Source organism: Bacillus thuringiensis (assembly GCF_022095615.2).
Classification (GTDB): Bacteria; Bacillota; Bacilli; order Bacillales; family Bacillaceae_G; genus Bacillus_A; species Bacillus_A cereus_AG.
Window position 1 is genome coordinate 1,792,908 of sequence record NZ_CP155559.1, and the last position, 16,367, is coordinate 1,809,274.

Below are 16,367 nucleotides of genomic sequence, written 5' to 3' on the forward strand. Positions count from 1 at the left end.
ATTTATTTCACTTCAACCTGTTGCCTTACAGCAATTGTTTTCGGCTTTATATTTACAAAGCAAATACTCACAACAATAAATAATAGTCCGATGAATAAGCTAATAGTAATGGCCTCATGTAAGAAAATTGAACTTACAATAATAGCGATTAGTGGAATAAGAAATGTATAAGCCCCAACTTTACTTGCTTCACCAGCTCCAACAAGAGTAAAGTATGCAAGCCATCCCATTGCAATAACAAAGAATGAAATAAAGAGAAGTACGCTAACAAACGGTATACTCCAAGCGATACTAGACCAGCTTTCAAACTCTGATCCAAATCCAATTAAGCAAAAACCGCCAATAATAAGCTGTAGTGTTACCATCCAAATAGCATTCACACGGTGACCAGTTTTCTTAATAAATACTGTACCTAGTGCCCAGCCAATCGCACATCCTAACGCGAGGAGGATTCCGACAATAGAAATATGTCCAGTTAAACTACTAGAGCTAATAACACCTACGCCAATAAATCCAAGAACAAGCCCGAAAATTTTTAAGCCATGCATAGATTCTTCAAGCCAAATCCATGAGAAAATGCCGAGTAAAACAGGTTGTAGAAATACAATGGCGGAAAATAAACCAGCAGGCATATATTGAAGGCCAACAGTTTGTAATCCGTAAAATATAATGATGTTAAGTAAAGAAGAAATAACGTATAAATGCCAAGTTTCTTTTAAGTGTAACTCTTTGTATTTCGGTAATGCGAAAAGGAGTAAAATGAATCCTCCAATTAAAGTTCGAACGCCTGCAAATAAAACGGGTGGTGTATAATGCAGGGCAAACTTAGATAAAGGCCAATTGATTCCCCACATGAAAACGAGAAAGGTAAGGATTATGGCCGTTTTAGTTCGAGAAAGCTGTGTCACGGTAAGACCTCCTTGTTGTTATTCATTTCACTATGATATGATATCGACTGTAATAAATAAAATGAATCTTTTTTATAAGGAGTATAAGTGATTAGTTATGACCATTACACAACTGCAAGTATTAATAAAAACTGTTGAGCTAGGTAGTTTTACGAAGGCTGCTCGGGTGTTAAATATGACGCAGCCAGCTGTAAGTCACGCCATTTCAAGTATTGAGTCAGAGTTAGGAGTTACGATTCTTATACGTGATAAACGAAAAGGATTAATCGTTACGGATGTAGGAAACAGAATTCTTGTACATATTAGAGAGATTTTGAACGGCGTAGAGAAGATTGAGCAAGAAGTTGCGATGGAGAAAGGGCACGAAGTTGGGACGATTCGAATTGGGAGTTTTCCGAGTGCTTCTGCACATTTCTTACCCAAAATGATAAATCTCTTTAAGGAGAAGTATCCGAACTTAGAAGTCGTTCTTTGTGAAGGAACAATTAAAGAAGTTGAAGATTGGTTAGTATCAAGGGTTGTTGATATAGGAATTGTTATTTTGCCTAATAAAGAGATGGAGATTGTCCCGTTAACGAAGGGAAAAATGGTTGCTATCTTAAGAGAGGATCATCCTCTTTGTAAGAAGGACTCTATTACAATTAGTGATTTAGAGAATGAACCGATCATATTATGTAAGGGTGGATACGAACCACCCATTATTGATATGTTTAAACAAGCTAACGTACCACTTCGGGCTGAATATGTAATATCGACCGTTACTACAGCTTTAAATATGATTCAGGAAGGGCTAGGTATTGCAATATTAGCTGAATTATCTTTAACGAATTTACCACAGAATGTGCAAACGAGAGAATTGGAACCGCAAGTATGGAGAGAAATTGCTTTAGCTGTTCCTTCATTAAAGGATTCTTCAATCGCTGTACAGCTATTTATTGAAGAATTTCAAGCACTATTTGCAGAATGAAAAGAGGTGTCCCATATATCTTAATGGGATACTTTTTAATTTACTTATAAAAAATTTATGAAAAGGATTGACTTATCTTTTTGTTGTAACTATAATGATTACATCGAGGTGGTGATCATGATGAAAATTAGTAGCCGCTTTTCTATAGCTGTTCATATTTTATCTATTTTGAAAAACAATCCATCTTCAATTTGTACTTCAGACTATATGGCTGAAAGTGTAAATACGAATCCAGTAGTCATTCGTAAAATGATGTCGTACTTGAAGCAAGCTGGATTTGTATATGTAAATCGCGGCCCAGGTGGTGCGGGATTATTAAAGGATTTACATGAAATCACATTGTTGGATGTGTATCATGCAGTAAATGTAGTCGAAGAAGACAAGCTATTTCATATTCACGAGCAACCAAATCCAGATTGTCCAATTGGAGCGAATATTCAAGCTGTATTAGAAGTTATATTAATACAAGCGCAATCTGCGATGGAAGAAGTTTTAAGAAATATTACAATGGGGCAGTTGTTTGAAGCTTTGCAAGAAAAAATGAATGCTTAAATCATATTTATATTTTTTTGCCATTAATGTAACTGATTTGATTACAACTATAAAGGTAAGGTGTAAAAATTATGACTGTAAAAATGAAAGTATACTCAGATTTTATATGTCCATTTTGTTTTTTAGCAAAAGGTCCATTAGATGAGGTAGCGAAAGAGAATGATGTAGAGATTGAATGGATGCCATTTGAATTACGTCCAAGTCCATATTCAAAAATAGATCCATGGAATGAGCCAGAAAAATTAGGTTCATGGGATGCTTTCATTCTTCCAACCGCGAAGAAGTTAGGAATCGATATGCGTTTGCCACGTGTTTCTCCGCATCCATATACACATTTAGCTTTTGAAGGATGTCAATTTGCGAAAGAACGTGGACTTGGAAATGAGTATCATCACCGCGTATTCACAGCATTTTTCCAAGAGGAGCAAAACATTGAAGATATTGATGTTTTAACAAAATTAGCGGTAGAAGTAGGTCTTCCTGAAGCCGAATTTAAAGATGCTTTAGTAAATCGAAAATATAAAGAAAAGCACCAAGAAGCAATTCAGCACGCATATGATGAGGCAAATATTATGGCTGTTCCAACTGTCATGATTGGAGATGAAGTCATTCAAGGACTTGCTAGTAAAGAAACGCTACAAAGAGTAATTGATAAAGAAATTGAAAAGGAAAAAACAAATTCATTTGAAGGTATGCAGTGTAATACAGATGGATATTGCTAATTCGCTTGTTATGAAATAACAAAATAAATTATAAAACAAATATTTGGAGGAATTAACATGTCAGCAACTACAACAAACTTAAAAGAAGCAATCGTGAACCGTCGTTCTATTCGTAAAGTAACAAAAAACGATGCAATTACGAAAGAAAGAATTGAAGAAGTTTTAAAAACAGCTTTACACGCACCAACATCTTTCAATATGCAAAGTGGCCGTATGGTTGTATTAATGGATGGAGAGCATGAAAAGTTTTGGGATATTGTTAAAGAAACACTAAGAGCCCGCGTACCAGCAGAAAACTTTGAAGCGACTGTAGAAAGATTAAAAGGTTTCCATACAGGTGCTGGGACTGTGTTATTCTTTGAAGATCAAGCAACAGTAGAAAAAATGCAAGAAAATGCACCATTATATAAAGATCAGTTCCCATTCTGGTCTCATCAAGGAAATGCAATGTTACAACATACTGTATGGATGTTATTAGCAGCTGAAGGAATTGGCGCATCGTTACAACACTACAATCCAATTGTAGATGCTGAAGTTAAAGAAACTTGGAACATTCCAGCCGAGTGGAGTTTAGTAGGACAAATGCCATTTGGTGAGCCAAATGAGCAACCGGGAGAAAGAACATTTTTACCTACTGAAGATGTAGTGAAATTTTATTAAGAAATTTAATATGTAAAGAGTGAAATAAAAGGAGAGTACATATGAGCCATATATGTACTCTCCTTTCGTATGTAATAGTAAACTTTTACTGCAAGAACAAATTCCTTTATATGAACCGAAGTCTTTCCTTACAATTAAAAATCTATTATGTTTTTGAAATGACAGTAAACATCCCCGTCATATTTGGTGAAAAATCTTTAAAATTAAATTTCTCATAGAACGATTCTTTACCTTCTGATGCAAACAAACCGACAAACGCCTTATCAGGGGCATTTTCATGTAAGTATGTAACTAAGCGATGCATGATTTCTTTCCCGATACCATGTTTCTGATAATCCGGATGAACTACTATATCTTGAATATAGAAATAGATAGATCCATCACCAACAATTCTCCCCATGCCGATAATTTGATCATTATCTTTGACTGTGATGCAGTGAATAGAATGCTGCAGTGAAGTATCCGCTACTTCAAAATTCATATAATTAGTCCATCCAACAGAATCACACAAATATTTATATTCTTCTAATGTTGGAATGTTATGTTTAAACTCATATGTTTTCAAAATGTACCCTCCAAGCCCTTAAATTCAATAAATATATACATTCGACATTTTTTTATCTTTTCCTCTTATGTAACTGAATTCCCTTTAGCTATCGAATTTCGTATAGTTTCCTTATTTGTATTAATTTATATGAGTTTAGGGGAAAAATATTAGAAATAATGCTATAGAAAGGGAAGTGGAAAGATGAATGATGAGAAACAATATACAGTAGTGGGTACTGATGTTGAGGAAGTAAAACGTTTAAATAAGAATTCAGGATTAACATATAATCAGGTGAAAGAATTATTAGCGAAGCAAATGCAAAAAAAGAAGTAATGAAATTGAAATTCTTCATTTTTTCATGTAGCATTTTAATTAGAGAGAGTTACAAGGATAACTCTCTTTTTCAATACAATTTAGCAACTTTTAGAGTGGAGGTAACAACATGAAAAGGTGGGTAAAGATAACGTTGTCGATCGCTGGAGGTATTGTCCTGCTGGCATGTGCCGGAGGGTATTACATGTATAAAAATTATTTTCCAAAGGAACCGGAGCGTATCGTATATGATAAAGATAGAGTGTTAAAACCGATACATAATCAATTGAAAGGCATTAACATAGAAAATATAAAGATAAAAGAAAAAGAAGTCGTAAATGCGACTGTAGATGAGCTTCAAAAAATGATTGATGATGGGAAATTATCATATGAAGAATTAACGAGTATTTACCTTTTTAGAATACAAGAACATGACCAAAATGGAATATCATTAAATGCTGTTACAGAGATTAATCCAAATGCAATGGAAGAAGCGCGAAAGTTAGATAAAGAAAGGTCTTTAAAGAAGAAGACGAATTTATACGGTATCCCAGTTATGGTAAAAGATAATGTACAAACGGAAAAGGTGATGCCGACAAGTGCAGGAACTTATGTGCTAAAAGATTGGATTGCAGATGAAGATGCGACGATTGTGAAGAAGTTGAAAGAAGAAGGTGCTTTTGTTTTAGGGAAAGCGAATATGTCTGAGTGGGCAAATTATTTATCCTTTACAATGCCTAGCGGATATAGCGGGAAAAAAGGACAAAATTTGAATCCATATGGTCCGATTACGTTTGATACATCAGGGTCAAGCTCTGGATCTGCTACAGTAGTTGCAGCAGATTTTGCCCCACTTGCAATTGGAACGGAAACGACTGGGTCAATTGTAGCACCAGCGACGCAGCAATCAGTAGTTGGATTACGTCCGTCACTAGGTTTGGTGAGTAGATCAGGCATTATTCCGTTAGCTGAAACACTTGATACAGCAGGACCGATGGCAAGAACGGTAAAGGATGCCGCAACGTTATTTAACATAATGGTAGGTTTTGATGAAAAAGATGCTATGACAGAAAAAATGAAAGATAAAGAAAGAATTGATTATACGAAGGACTTATCAATAGACGGATTGAAAGGGAAAAAAGTAGGAGTTCTTTTTTCAATAAATCGACAAGATGAAAATAGAAAAGAAGTAGCAGAAAAGATTAGGAAAGACCTTCAAGATGCAGGTGCGATCTTGACTGATAATATTCAGTTAAATGCAGAGGGGGTAGATAATCTGCAAACATTAGAATATGAGTTCAAACATAATGTTAACGATTATCTTTCACAGCAAAAAAATGTACCGGTAAAATCGTTAGAAGAAATTATAGCGTTTAATAAAAATGATAATACTAGACGAATAAAGTATGGACAAACATTAATTGAGGGATCTGAAAAATCTTCTATAACGAAAGATGAGTTTGAAAAAATAGTGCAAACGAGTCAAGAAAATGCAAAAAAAGAGCTAGATAGATATTTAGTAGAAAAAGGTTTGGATGCTTTAGTTATGATTAATAACGAAGAAGTTCTTCTATCAGCTGTAGCTGGTTATCCAGAATTAGCGGTGCCAGCAGGATATGATAACAATGGAGAGCCAGTAGGTGTAGTGTTTGTCGGGAAACAATTTGGTGAAAAGGAACTGCTCAATATTGGATATGGGTATGAGCAACAGTCTAAAAATAGAAAATCACCAAAACTGTAAAAGGATAAACGAAAAAAGAGCTCCAATGAAATATGTTGGTGGGCTAATATGAAAAGAATCTAACAATATAAAAAGAAAAAAAGGATTCTTCTCAATTAGTAAGAAAGATTGTCTATAGAAGTTCATAAAATGTAATATATTCAATTTCCATCCATTGAAGGGGGAGGTTAAATCTTAATGAATGAAGTGAAAAATTTCTTTCGAAGTAGAGGGTTCCAACGGTTTCTCGTTTTAATAATAGTAGCGCTTGTATTATATGGCTTAAAAAGTATGATCAATTTAATATTAATTACGTTTATACTGACATTTTTAATGGATCGATTTCAACGTTTTATTTCAAATAAATTGAAAGTGAATCGAAAAATTGTTATCGCATGTTTGTATATAATATTAGTTACTTTTATCGGTACAACATTATATAAATATTTACCTGTGCTAACGATACAAATTTCCCAATTGATTTATCAGTTTAGGTTGTTTTTTCAAAATCCACCGGATAATGAGATCATTAAATATGCACTTTCAACAATTAATGGGATGGAAGTATCAAAATATATAGAACAAGGTGTAGATGTTATATATCAATCGATTGCAAATATAGGAAAAGTCAGTTTGCAAATACTACTCTCTCTTATTTTAAGTTTATTTTTCTTGTTAGAAAAAGAACGCATAATATCATTTACTTCGAAATTTAAAGATAGTAGTCTAAAGGTTTTTTATGAGGAGATTGCATATTTTGGCGAAAGGTTTGCAAGATCGTTCGGTAAAGTAATTGAAGCACAGTTTTTAATTGCAGTTGTGAATTGTATCCTTACTGTCATTGCGCTTGTGATTTTAGGTTTTCCGCAGCTGCTTGTATTGGCTGTCATGGTCTTTCTACTAGGTTTAATTCCTGTTGCCGGTGTAATTATTTCCTTGTTTCCACTTTGTATTATTGCTTATAACGTAGGCGGAGTAATGTACGTTGTATACATACTTGTGTTCATTACAGTAATCCACGCTCTTGAAAGTTATTTTTTAAACCCGAAATTCATGTCTGCGAAAACAAATTTACCAATCTTTTATACATTTATGATTCTCATCTTTTCAGAACATTTCCTTGGAATATGGGGACTTATTATCGGGATACCAATCTTTATCTTTTTATTAGATGTACTTGATGTAAACAATGAGGAATCGATTAAAAAGTAGAAAATAACTGATGTTTTCAATGAGTGAACAATCAAAATGAAAAAGCAATCCAAAATAAATTGGATTGCTTTTTACTATACATATTAAAGAACTGGAGCCATCGTTTCTTTTAATACTTGGACAGAGTGATCGAATTTTAATTCTTCGTCTTCACTTAATTCTACTTCTAAAATTTCACGAACACCGCCGCGGTTTAAAACAGCAGGTACGCCGATATAAACATCCTTTTGACCGTATTGACCTTCTAAGTAAGCTGATACTGTTAATACACTATTTTCGTCGTTTAAAATCGCCTTTGTAACACGTAGAAGTGACATACCAATACCATAGTAAGTTGCACCTTTTCGCTCAATGATATGGTAAGCTGCATCACGAACATTTATGAAGATTTTGTCTAAATCTTCTTGCGTGTATGTGTTGTCTTTATCAAGAAGCGTTTGTAGTTTTTGAATACCAATTGATACGTGACTCCAAACAGGAAGTTCCGTATCACCATGTTCTCCGATAATATAAGCATGAATGTTGTGTGGACCAATATTGAAGTACTCACCTAACATATAGCGGAAACGAGCAGAATCAAGTGTTGTACCAGAACCAATTACGCGTTCTTTTGGTAAACCAGATTCTTTCCAAGTTACGTAAGTTAAAATATCGACAGGGTTTGTTGCGATTAAGAAAATACCATCAAATCCGCTATCCATAATACTACGAACGATTTGTTTAAAGATTTTTGCGTTTTTCTCAACTAAATCTAAACGTGTTTCGCCTGGTTTTTGTGGTAATCCAGCTGTAATGACTACTAGATCAGCATCTTTACAATCTTCATAGCTGCCTTTCCATACTCTAGTTGGAGCTGGAGCGAATGGAACAGCATGACTTAAATCCATTGCTTCTCCCTCAGCTTTTGCCTCGTTTACATCAACTAAAACAAATTCTTCAGCCACAGCTTGGTTAATCATACAGTAAGCATAACTACATCCAACTGCCCCTGTTCCTACTAATACAACACGGTTAATACCTTTTTTCATTTCAAAATTCCTCGCAATTTCATTGATTTTATTATGTAAGATAATACGTCTTACTTCTATAGAGTCATATCTAGTTTATTACATTTTATAAAAGATATTCAAGTATTTGAAAATGTATCCGTGCAATTCTTTGCATGAAACATAGGAAGTAAGTGAACCGAATATAATGCAATAAAATCCTTTATTGAAGGGGAAAAGGGTATGATGCAGCCATTAACGATGGAAAGAATGCTTCATATTATTAATGTGGGGCTCGTTAAAACGAAGAATCCAAAGCAGATTATTATTGCTGGTGCAGGGATTTCGGGCTTAGTTGCAGCATCGTTATTGAAAGAAGCAGGGCATAACATAACAATTTTAGAAGCGAATAATCGAATAGGTGGAAGAATATATACAATCCGTGAACCATTTAGCTCTGGTTTATATTTTAATGCAGGACCGATGCGAATTCCTGAAACACACGAGTTACCTTTAGCTTATATTCGTAAATTTAAATTACCGTTAAATTTGTTTATAAATAAAACTGCTTCAGATATTATTTATACGAATCATATTAAAACGAGATTGAGCATATTCGAAAAAAATCCAAGTATACTTGGATATCCAATTGTAGAGAACGAAAAAGGAAAAACGGCAGAAGAGTTAATGTTAGTAGTATTAGAGCCAATACTTAATTTTATAAAAAAAGATCCTAATAAAAACTGGATCATCGTTGAAAAAAAGTATAAAACATATTCGCTCGGCTCATTTTTAACTGAATATTATTCAGATGGTGCAATCGATATGATTGGGGTACTTCTTGATATGGAAGCATATATGGGAATGTCTTTAATTGAAGTATTACGTGAAATGATCTTTTTTACCTCAACAACAAAATATTATGAGATAACGGGCGGGATGGACGCATTACCAAATTCATTTTTACCGGAGTTAAAAGATAATATTTTTATGTCGTATAAAGTAGAAAAAATTATACAGGAAGATAATAAAGTAATGATGCAAGTAATACATGAAAAAACATTACAGTCATTTATCGTAACAGGAGACAGTGCTATTATTACAATTCCATTTTCAGCGTTACGGTTTGTAGAAGTTCAGCCATACCATTTATTCTCTTATTTTAAAAGACGAGCAATTCGTGAATTAAATTATATTGCTGCAACTAAAATTGCGATAGAGTTTAAAAGTAGATTCTGGGAGAAAGCGGGACAGTGTGGCGGTAAATCTATTACAGATTTACCTATCCGGTTTACATATTATCCGAGTTATGGTATTCATACACCAGGGGCAGCTATCGTTTTAGCAAGTTATACGTGGGCAGATGAGGCGTTAACGTGGGATAGTCTCCCGCAAAGAGATCGCGTTCGTTACGCATTAAAAAATTTAGCGGAAATATATGGTGACATCGTCTATAGTGAGTTTGTTACCGGAACCTCTTTTAGTTGGAGTAAAAACCCGTATTCTTGCGGCGCATTTACAGCTTTCGAACCGGGCCAAGAGCTTGAGTTATTTCCGTATATTACACCACCAGCTGGAAAAGTACACTTTGCAGGAGAGCATACGACATTAACACATGGGTGGATGCAAGGAGCGATAGAGTCTGGAATTAGAGTTGCTTATGAAGTAAACGAACAGTGAAGATATATTTACAAATCACTATTCTTTTAATAAAATAATAAATATAAATCGTAATTATTACGCTTTGAATACGTTTGAAATAAAGAAATGGATGGTCGATCACATGAATAAAGTAGAAATTCATATATTAGGTGGTTTTTTAGGTAGTGGAAAATCAACATTATTACAAAATTTATTGTTAGCAGAGAAAAAGAAGAATAGAAAAGTTGCAGTATTAATGAATGAAATTGGTGAATACTCGGTAGATACAGATATTATTGGAAAAGAGAATGTTTTAAGAGAGCTTCTGAAAGGATGTATTTGTTGTACGTTGAAAGAAGAGCTTGAAATACAATTGCATTCGTTATATCAGCAAGAAAGGCCGGATGTAATATATATAGAAACGACAGGTGTTGCGCATCCAATTGAAGTGTTAGATGCGTGTGTATCACCAATTTTAGCACCTTTCCTAGAAGTGAAATCAATTGTAGTTGTATTAGATGCAGTAAGATGGTTAAATCGAAGTGTATTAAGTGCAAACGTTCAGCAATTATTGCATGAGCAATTGAAGTTTGGTAGCCACATTTTAATTAATAAATCAGATTTACTAACAGATGCGGATAAGAACAAAGTAATTGAAGAAGTGAAAGTAATAAATAATCATGCGAGATTGTTTGAAACAAAATATTGTAATATATCTTTAGAAGATATAGAAGAAGCTGAATTTACGAATGATGGGGAACATGAGACACTACATGTAAAACAGCATTTACATATACAAACGATGACATACCAATTTAAGAAATCGATTGATCAAGATAAATTATACGAATGGCTTTCGAATGTACCAGATAGTATTTATCGTGTGAAAGGTTTTGTGAAATTTCATGGGGACAAATATCCTCACTTATTCCAATACTCGTTCGGGGTACCGACTTTACTGGAACAAGACTTCGGTTTCCCGACAAACTTAGTAGTAATAGGAGAAGGGCTAGATAAGAAACAATTGGCTGAAGGGTTAGAGAAGGTCGAACTTAATTCTAATTAAGATTAAAAGGAGCTGTCCCATAAGTCGGTAAAACCGACTTATGGGCAGCTCTTTTATTTTTATGAGTAACTATTTAGCTACTTGTATTCATGTTAAATAGTCATTCTTTTAGTATTTTCGTTTTCCAAGAGAAACACTTACACTAGTACTAGAGTCTCTTCTAAATTCAATTTTGCGACCGTCTAATTCTATTGTTCGAGAGCTTGCAGTAGGGTTTTTAATTAGACTGTACAGATAATCTGCTTTAGTTGGTAGTAGGGTGTTTAATACTTTTTTTACCGGCTCGTTTAATACAGAATCATCACTATGAATAGACATTCTATATGCGCTGTCATCATAGGGAGAAAAATTAAAATACATAATGCCATCATATGTTTTACCAGTTTTAGTGAATACATAGTTATAATCAGTTTTTAAAAATCCAGAATCAATCAGTATATTCTCAATTTCTTTGTACTTGTCCTCATCTTTTGCAGGAATAGAATCAGGAACAAAATAGGGGTTTACATTAATTGCATTATACATAAACGTTGCAAATTGTTCTCTTGTTACATTCATTTCGCCGCCATATCGATAGTCGCCAATTCCTTTTGTAATGCCATTACTATACAAGGAACGAACAGAGTCTGTTGCCCAAAAATTATTTGGAACATCATAGAAAAGGTCGTTTGTTTTTACAGATAGATGAAACGCTTTTTGTAAGATAACAGCCATTTCATATCGAGTTAATGTATCATCGGGTCTAAATTTGTCAGTGCTACTGTCCCCTGTCATAAGTCCTTTTTGAGCAACTGCTTTAATATTGTTTTCAAACATATGCCCATGAATATCAGAGAAATGTTTACTTGTAGATCCGGTATTTTCTAGTTTTAAGTATCTTGAAATAATCGCAGCTACTTGTCCACGAGTTACATTGTCACCAAATCCAAATTTTCCGTTGCCATAACCACTAATGACCTTTTGTTCAGTTAAGTAGTAAATCGGATTTTTAGACCAGTGATTCATTGGTACATCAATGAAATGTTCAGTTTGTGCATGAGCATTCGTTGCGCCGAATAATGTGGCAGTAATTAAGCCTGTTGCAAGTACATGTTTAAAATTCATTATGATTCCTCCTAAGTATATAAAACAATATTTTTTCACTCATAACCGATGCGTATAAGTGATAATCATTTATACATTATATTAGTATATTTCGTTTTTGTAAAATATGGATTTACTTTTGTACTAGTTTTAAGTATATATGGTGTTATGAGAGGGAGGGGATTGTAAAAAAGTCAACTGACGGGGCGTTTATTCATTCTGATTAGGAATGCGTTATAAAATTCTCGCTAATTAATAGCTAGTCAAAAGAAGCCAACCTGTATTGGGTTATAGAAAAACAGTTGCGGATTTTGTCTAACAATAATAATTGTAAAATTCAGAAATGTATTTATAATCAAATCTAAGAGGTGATTCAGGTGTCAGAAAAAATAATAATGGATGTAAAAAACCTAACAACAAAAGGGTTAGAAACGAGAGAGAAATTATTGTGTGCTGCAGAAGAGGTGTTTGGTAGTAAAGGATATTACGAGGCTTCTATCGTGAATATTACACAAGAAGCAAAGGTAGCGCACGGAACTTTCTATAATTATTTTCCATCTAAAAAAGATATATTTGATGAATTGATTCGCAGATTGAACCGTGAGTTACGCTTAATTATTAAAGAAGAAATGAAGGGAATATCAAGTTATGAAGAGGCACAAAGAAGAGGTTTTCAGGCTTTTTTTCGGTGGGTGAAAGATCGACCTAATCTATATAACATTGTACAACAGGCAGTAGTTGTTGATGATAACTTATATAGATGGTACTATGCAAAGCTCGCAAATGGATTTTTAAAAAGTTTATCGGCTGGTATGGAAGCGGGAGAGTTTAAACAACTTGATAAAGAAACAATTGCGTATTGTCTTATGTCAATTGGGCAATTTCTTGGAATGCGGTGGGGTTATTGGGAAGAGAAAGATGTTCCGGAAGATGTATTTGCAGCAGCGATGTCATTAATATTTGAAGGATTGAGAAAGAGATAAGGGAGTGGGGAACATATGCAAGGCATTGCTTATTGGATTGAAAAACGGGCCTATTTACATCCAGATCGCATTGCCATTATTACAGAAGAGGAGGAAATGACATATAAACAGTTACATGAATATGTAAGTAAAGTAGCCGCATATTTAATTTACGACTTACATGTGCAAAAAGGAGAAAGGATAGCTATTTTATCACAAAATAGCTTGGAATATGTTGTACTTTTGTTTGCTATAGCCAAGGTAGAATGTATTGCTGTTCCACTTAATATACGGTTAACAGAAAATGAACTTATATTTCAGTTAAAAGATAGTGGAACTACAGTTTTATTTGTAGAGGAAACATTTCAAAATATGGCACTGTTAATGCATAAGGTATCGTACGTACAAAGAGTTATTTCGATTAAAAGTTTAAAAGAAATAGAAGATAGAAAAAATGACAACTTTGAAGAGATAAATGAAAGCGCACCCTTTATTATATGTTATACATCAGGTACAACAGGAAAACCGAAAGGAGCTGTACTTACACAAGAAAATATGTTTTGGAATGCGCTTAACAATACATTTGCGATTGACTTAACTATGCACGATCGCTCTATTGTATTATTACCTTTATTTCATATTGGTGGAATTGGTTTATTCGCATTTCCAACTTTATTTGCAGGTGGCGTAATCATTATTCCAAGCAAATTCGAACCAACCACAGCTCTTTCGATGATAGAAAAACATAAAGTGACTGTAGTGATGGGAGTACCTACAATTCATCAAGCATTAATGAATTGTCCAAAGTTTGAAACTACAAATTTACAATCAGTTCGCTGGTTTTATAACGGTGGTGCTCCATGTCCAGAAGAGTTGATGAGAGAATTTATTGATAGAGGATTTTTATTTGGTCAAGGCTTTGGCATGACTGAAACATCACCAACCGTATTTATGCTTTCAGAAGAAGATGCAAGACGTAAAGTAGGTTCAATTGGAAAACCTGTTCTGTTTTGTGATTATGTACTTATTGATGAAAATAAAAATAAGGTTGAAATCGGTGAAGTTGGAGAGTTACTTATAAGAGGGCCAAATGTAATGAAAGAGTATTGGAATCGACCAGATGCAACAAAAGAAACGATTCAAGATGGTTGGTTATATACGGGAGATTTAGCTAAAGTTGATGAAGATGGTTTTGTATACATTGTCGGTAGAAAAAAAGAAATGATAATTTCCGGTGGTGAAAATATTTATCCACTTGAAGTAGAGCAAGTCATTAATAAGCTTTCGGAAGTATATGAGGTAGCGGTCGTTGGTAGCCAACATGTAAAGTGGGGAGAGATTCCGATCGCCTTTATTGTGAAAAAGAGTAGCAGTGAATTAACTGAAAAGGAAGTCATTGAACATTGTCGTTTATTTCTAGCAAAATATAAAATTCCAAAAGAAATTGTATTTCTAGAGAAATTGCCCAAAAATGCAACTGGTAAAATTCAAAAAGCACAGTTAGCAAATCAATTGAAAAGTAGGTGAAGAGATGACGATGTATAGCGCTGGCCAACAGGCGGCATGTAGTAAAACAATAACAGAAACGGATTTTGTATTATTTGCAGGTTTGAGCGGGGATTTCAATCCAATTCATATTGATCATGAGTATGCAAAACAAACTAGATTTAATCAAAGAATAGCACATGGTTTACTAACTGCTAGTCTATTATCGCAATTGCTTGGTATTCATTTACCTGGAAAAGGGTCTGTTTATATGGAGCAAACTATTAAATTTACAGCACCAGTTTTTATAGGAGATACAATTACAGCAACGGCTACAGTACAAGAATTTATGATAGAAAAGAGAGTTTTGAAATTGTTAACGGAGTGTCATAACCAAAATGGAGATTTAGTATTAACAGGTGTAGCTACTATGATGGTGCCAAAAGAAGGAGGAGTAGTATAATGAATATTGGGATTGAAGCGACTGGTGTTTTCTTCCCAAAAGACGTAGAGACGGCTGCAGACCTATCTAAAAAAACAGGTATCCCTGAGAAAATTATTATAGAAAAGTTTGGTTTATATGAAAAACATGTCGCAGACGAAACGATGCATGCATCAGATTTAGCTATTGCTGCTGCAAAGCCAATATTATTACAAGTAGATCCTCAATCTATTGATGTAGTCATTTATTTTGGCAGCCCACATAAAGATTACCACGTATGGTCAAGTGCCCCCAAAATTCAGCATGAACTTGGATTGAAAAATGCTTATGCTTTTGAAATTATGAATGTTAGTTCTTGTTTTCCTATTGCTCTCAAAGTCGCAAAAGATATGCTCTACTCGGATAACTCAATTGAAAATATATTATTAGTAGGTGGATGTAAAGAATCTCAAATTGTTGATTATGATAATCCACGCTCACGTTTTATGTTTAATTTCGCTGATGGCGGAAGCGCAGCTTTAGTGAAAAAAGATGCTAGCAACGGTAAAATATTAGGAAGTGCGATTATAACAGATGGTTCATTTCATGAAGATGTACGTATTCCAGCAGGTGGATCAAAGCAGGTTGCGAGCTATGATACAGTTGAGAATCGACAACATTATATTGATGTAATAGATCCTAATAGTATGAAAGAACGTCTAGACCGGGTTTCAATCCCTAATTTTGACAAGGTTATTCGGGAGGCGTTAAGAAAAAGTGGATGTACTCCTAAAGATATTAAAGTATTGTTACCACTGCATACAAAACGTTCTATGTTAATAGAATTGATACAAGGGCTAGGGCTAGAAGAAGAACAAGTTGTATATTTAGATCATTATGGACATATGTCAGCGCTTGATCCTTGCATTGGTCTTCACTTTGCAAATGAACAAGGAAAATTACAGCCTGGAGATATTGCAGTAGTAGTTAGTGCAGGGACTGGGTATACGTGGGCAGCGACTGTGATTAGGTGGTGAAAAATCTTAGATGAATACATGAGAAATGGAGGTATTTGGAAAGGGGCGGCGAATGTAAAGGTACTTCATTACAGTTTTTTAACAGA

The 16,367-nt window shown here is 34.2% G+C and carries 17 protein-coding genes; 13 read left to right on the forward strand and 4 right to left on the reverse strand.

From position 1 onward, the window contains the following. Positions 1-2: 2 nt before the first annotated feature. Positions 3-908 (reverse strand): DMT family transporter, encoded by a 906-nt coding sequence (locus KZZ19_RS09275; protein WP_088096032.1) that lies wholly within the window; start codon positions 906-908, stop codon positions 3-5. 97 nt (positions 909-1,005) lie between these two features. On the opposite strand from KZZ19_RS09275, the gene KZZ19_RS09280 reads away from it, so the two are divergent. The 4 genes from KZZ19_RS09280 (at position 1,006) to KZZ19_RS09295 (ending at position 3,809) form a co-directional block, all read left to right on the forward strand. Then, positions 1,006-1,875 (forward strand): LysR family transcriptional regulator, encoded by an 870-nt coding sequence (locus tag KZZ19_RS09280; protein ID WP_088096033.1) that lies wholly within the window; start codon positions 1,006-1,008, stop codon positions 1,873-1,875. 120 nt (positions 1,876-1,995) lie between these two features. After that, entirely contained in the window at positions 1,996-2,427 is a 432-nt protein-coding gene (locus KZZ19_RS09285; protein ID WP_237981449.1) for an Rrf2 family transcriptional regulator, read from the forward strand. Positions 2,428-2,498: 71 nt separating this feature from the next. Beyond that, a complete protein-coding gene (locus KZZ19_RS09290) occupies positions 2,499-3,149 on the forward strand; it encodes a DsbA family oxidoreductase (RefSeq protein ID WP_000216687.1) in 651 nt (216 codons plus the stop codon). A gap of 57 nt (positions 3,150-3,206) precedes the next feature. Then, positions 3,207-3,809 (forward strand): nitroreductase family protein, encoded by a 603-nt coding sequence (locus tag KZZ19_RS09295; RefSeq protein WP_226545423.1) that lies wholly within the window; start codon positions 3,207-3,209, stop codon positions 3,807-3,809. A 145-nt stretch (positions 3,810-3,954) separates the two neighbouring features. On the opposite strand, the gene KZZ19_RS09300 is transcribed toward KZZ19_RS09295, so the two are convergent. Continuing rightward, on the reverse strand, positions 3,955-4,374 hold the full coding sequence (locus tag KZZ19_RS09300; RefSeq protein WP_237981373.1) for a GNAT family N-acetyltransferase: 420 nt from the start codon (positions 4,372-4,374) through the stop codon (positions 3,955-3,957). Positions 4,375-4,557: 183 nt separating this feature from the next. Here KZZ19_RS09300 and KZZ19_RS09305 point away from each other — a divergent pair, with 183 nt between their 5' ends. From KZZ19_RS09305 to KZZ19_RS09315, 3 genes are all read left to right on the forward strand, one after another. Then, positions 4,558-4,689 carry a hypothetical protein gene (locus KZZ19_RS09305; RefSeq protein ID WP_088096037.1) on the forward strand — a complete coding sequence of 44 codons (132 nt, stop codon included), beginning with the start codon at positions 4,558-4,560 and terminating at the stop codon, positions 4,687-4,689. A 109-nt stretch (positions 4,690-4,798) separates the two neighbouring features. Next, positions 4,799-6,409, forward strand: coding sequence for an amidase family protein (locus KZZ19_RS09310; protein WP_237981372.1), 1,611 nt, complete (start codon positions 4,799-4,801; stop codon positions 6,407-6,409). Between the two features lie 177 nt (positions 6,410-6,586). Continuing rightward, the gene (locus KZZ19_RS09315) at positions 6,587-7,600 is read left to right on the forward strand and encodes an AI-2E family transporter (RefSeq protein ID WP_088096039.1); all 1,014 of its coding nucleotides are present in this window, start codon (positions 6,587-6,589) and stop codon (positions 7,598-7,600) included. An 83-nt stretch (positions 7,601-7,683) separates the two neighbouring features. On the opposite strand, the gene KZZ19_RS09320 is transcribed toward KZZ19_RS09315, so the two are convergent. Next, positions 7,684-8,628 carry an L-lactate dehydrogenase gene (locus KZZ19_RS09320; RefSeq protein ID WP_088096040.1) on the reverse strand — a complete coding sequence of 315 codons (945 nt, stop codon included), beginning with the start codon at positions 8,626-8,628 and terminating at the stop codon, positions 7,684-7,686. Positions 8,629-8,829: 201 nt separating this feature from the next. On the opposite strand from KZZ19_RS09320, the gene KZZ19_RS09325 reads away from it, so the two are divergent. Both KZZ19_RS09325 and KZZ19_RS09330 read left to right on the forward strand, forming a co-directional pair. Then, positions 8,830-10,266: a flavin monoamine oxidase family protein gene (locus KZZ19_RS09325; RefSeq protein WP_237981371.1), complete on the forward strand. Its 1,437-nt coding sequence runs from the start codon at positions 8,830-8,832 to the stop codon at positions 10,264-10,266. 103 nt (positions 10,267-10,369) lie between these two features. Beyond that, complete coding sequence (locus KZZ19_RS09330) at positions 10,370-11,293, forward strand: CobW family GTP-binding protein (protein ID WP_237981370.1); 924 nt, start codon at positions 10,370-10,372, stop codon at positions 11,291-11,293. Positions 11,294-11,401: 108 nt separating this feature from the next. On the opposite strand, the gene KZZ19_RS09335 is transcribed toward KZZ19_RS09330, so the two are convergent. Beyond that, positions 11,402-12,397: an S-layer homology domain-containing protein gene (locus KZZ19_RS09335; RefSeq protein WP_237981369.1), complete on the reverse strand. Its 996-nt coding sequence runs from the start codon at positions 12,395-12,397 to the stop codon at positions 11,402-11,404. 356 nt (positions 12,398-12,753) lie between these two features. On the opposite strand from KZZ19_RS09335, the gene KZZ19_RS09340 reads away from it, so the two are divergent. Genes KZZ19_RS09340 through KZZ19_RS09355 form a run of 4 tightly spaced genes read left to right on the forward strand, consistent with a single transcriptional unit; the run spans position 12,754 to position 16,281 of the window. Continuing rightward, positions 12,754-13,359 carry a TetR/AcrR family transcriptional regulator gene (locus KZZ19_RS09340; RefSeq protein WP_237981368.1) on the forward strand — a complete coding sequence of 202 codons (606 nt, stop codon included), beginning with the start codon at positions 12,754-12,756 and terminating at the stop codon, positions 13,357-13,359. Positions 13,360-13,374: 15 nt separating this feature from the next. Further along, on the forward strand, positions 13,375-14,865 hold the full coding sequence (locus KZZ19_RS09345; RefSeq protein ID WP_237981367.1) for an o-succinylbenzoate--CoA ligase: 1,491 nt from the start codon (positions 13,375-13,377) through the stop codon (positions 14,863-14,865). Between the two features lie 4 nt (positions 14,866-14,869). After that, entirely contained in the window at positions 14,870-15,286 is a 417-nt protein-coding gene (locus KZZ19_RS09350) for a MaoC family dehydratase (RefSeq protein WP_237981366.1), read from the forward strand. Next, the gene (locus tag KZZ19_RS09355) at positions 15,286-16,281 is read left to right on the forward strand and encodes a 3-oxoacyl-ACP synthase (RefSeq protein WP_237981365.1); all 996 of its coding nucleotides are present in this window, start codon (positions 15,286-15,288) and stop codon (positions 16,279-16,281) included. Before KZZ19_RS09350 ends, KZZ19_RS09355 begins: the two co-directional genes overlap by 1 nt. The last annotated feature ends 86 nt before the right edge of the window (positions 16,282-16,367 follow it).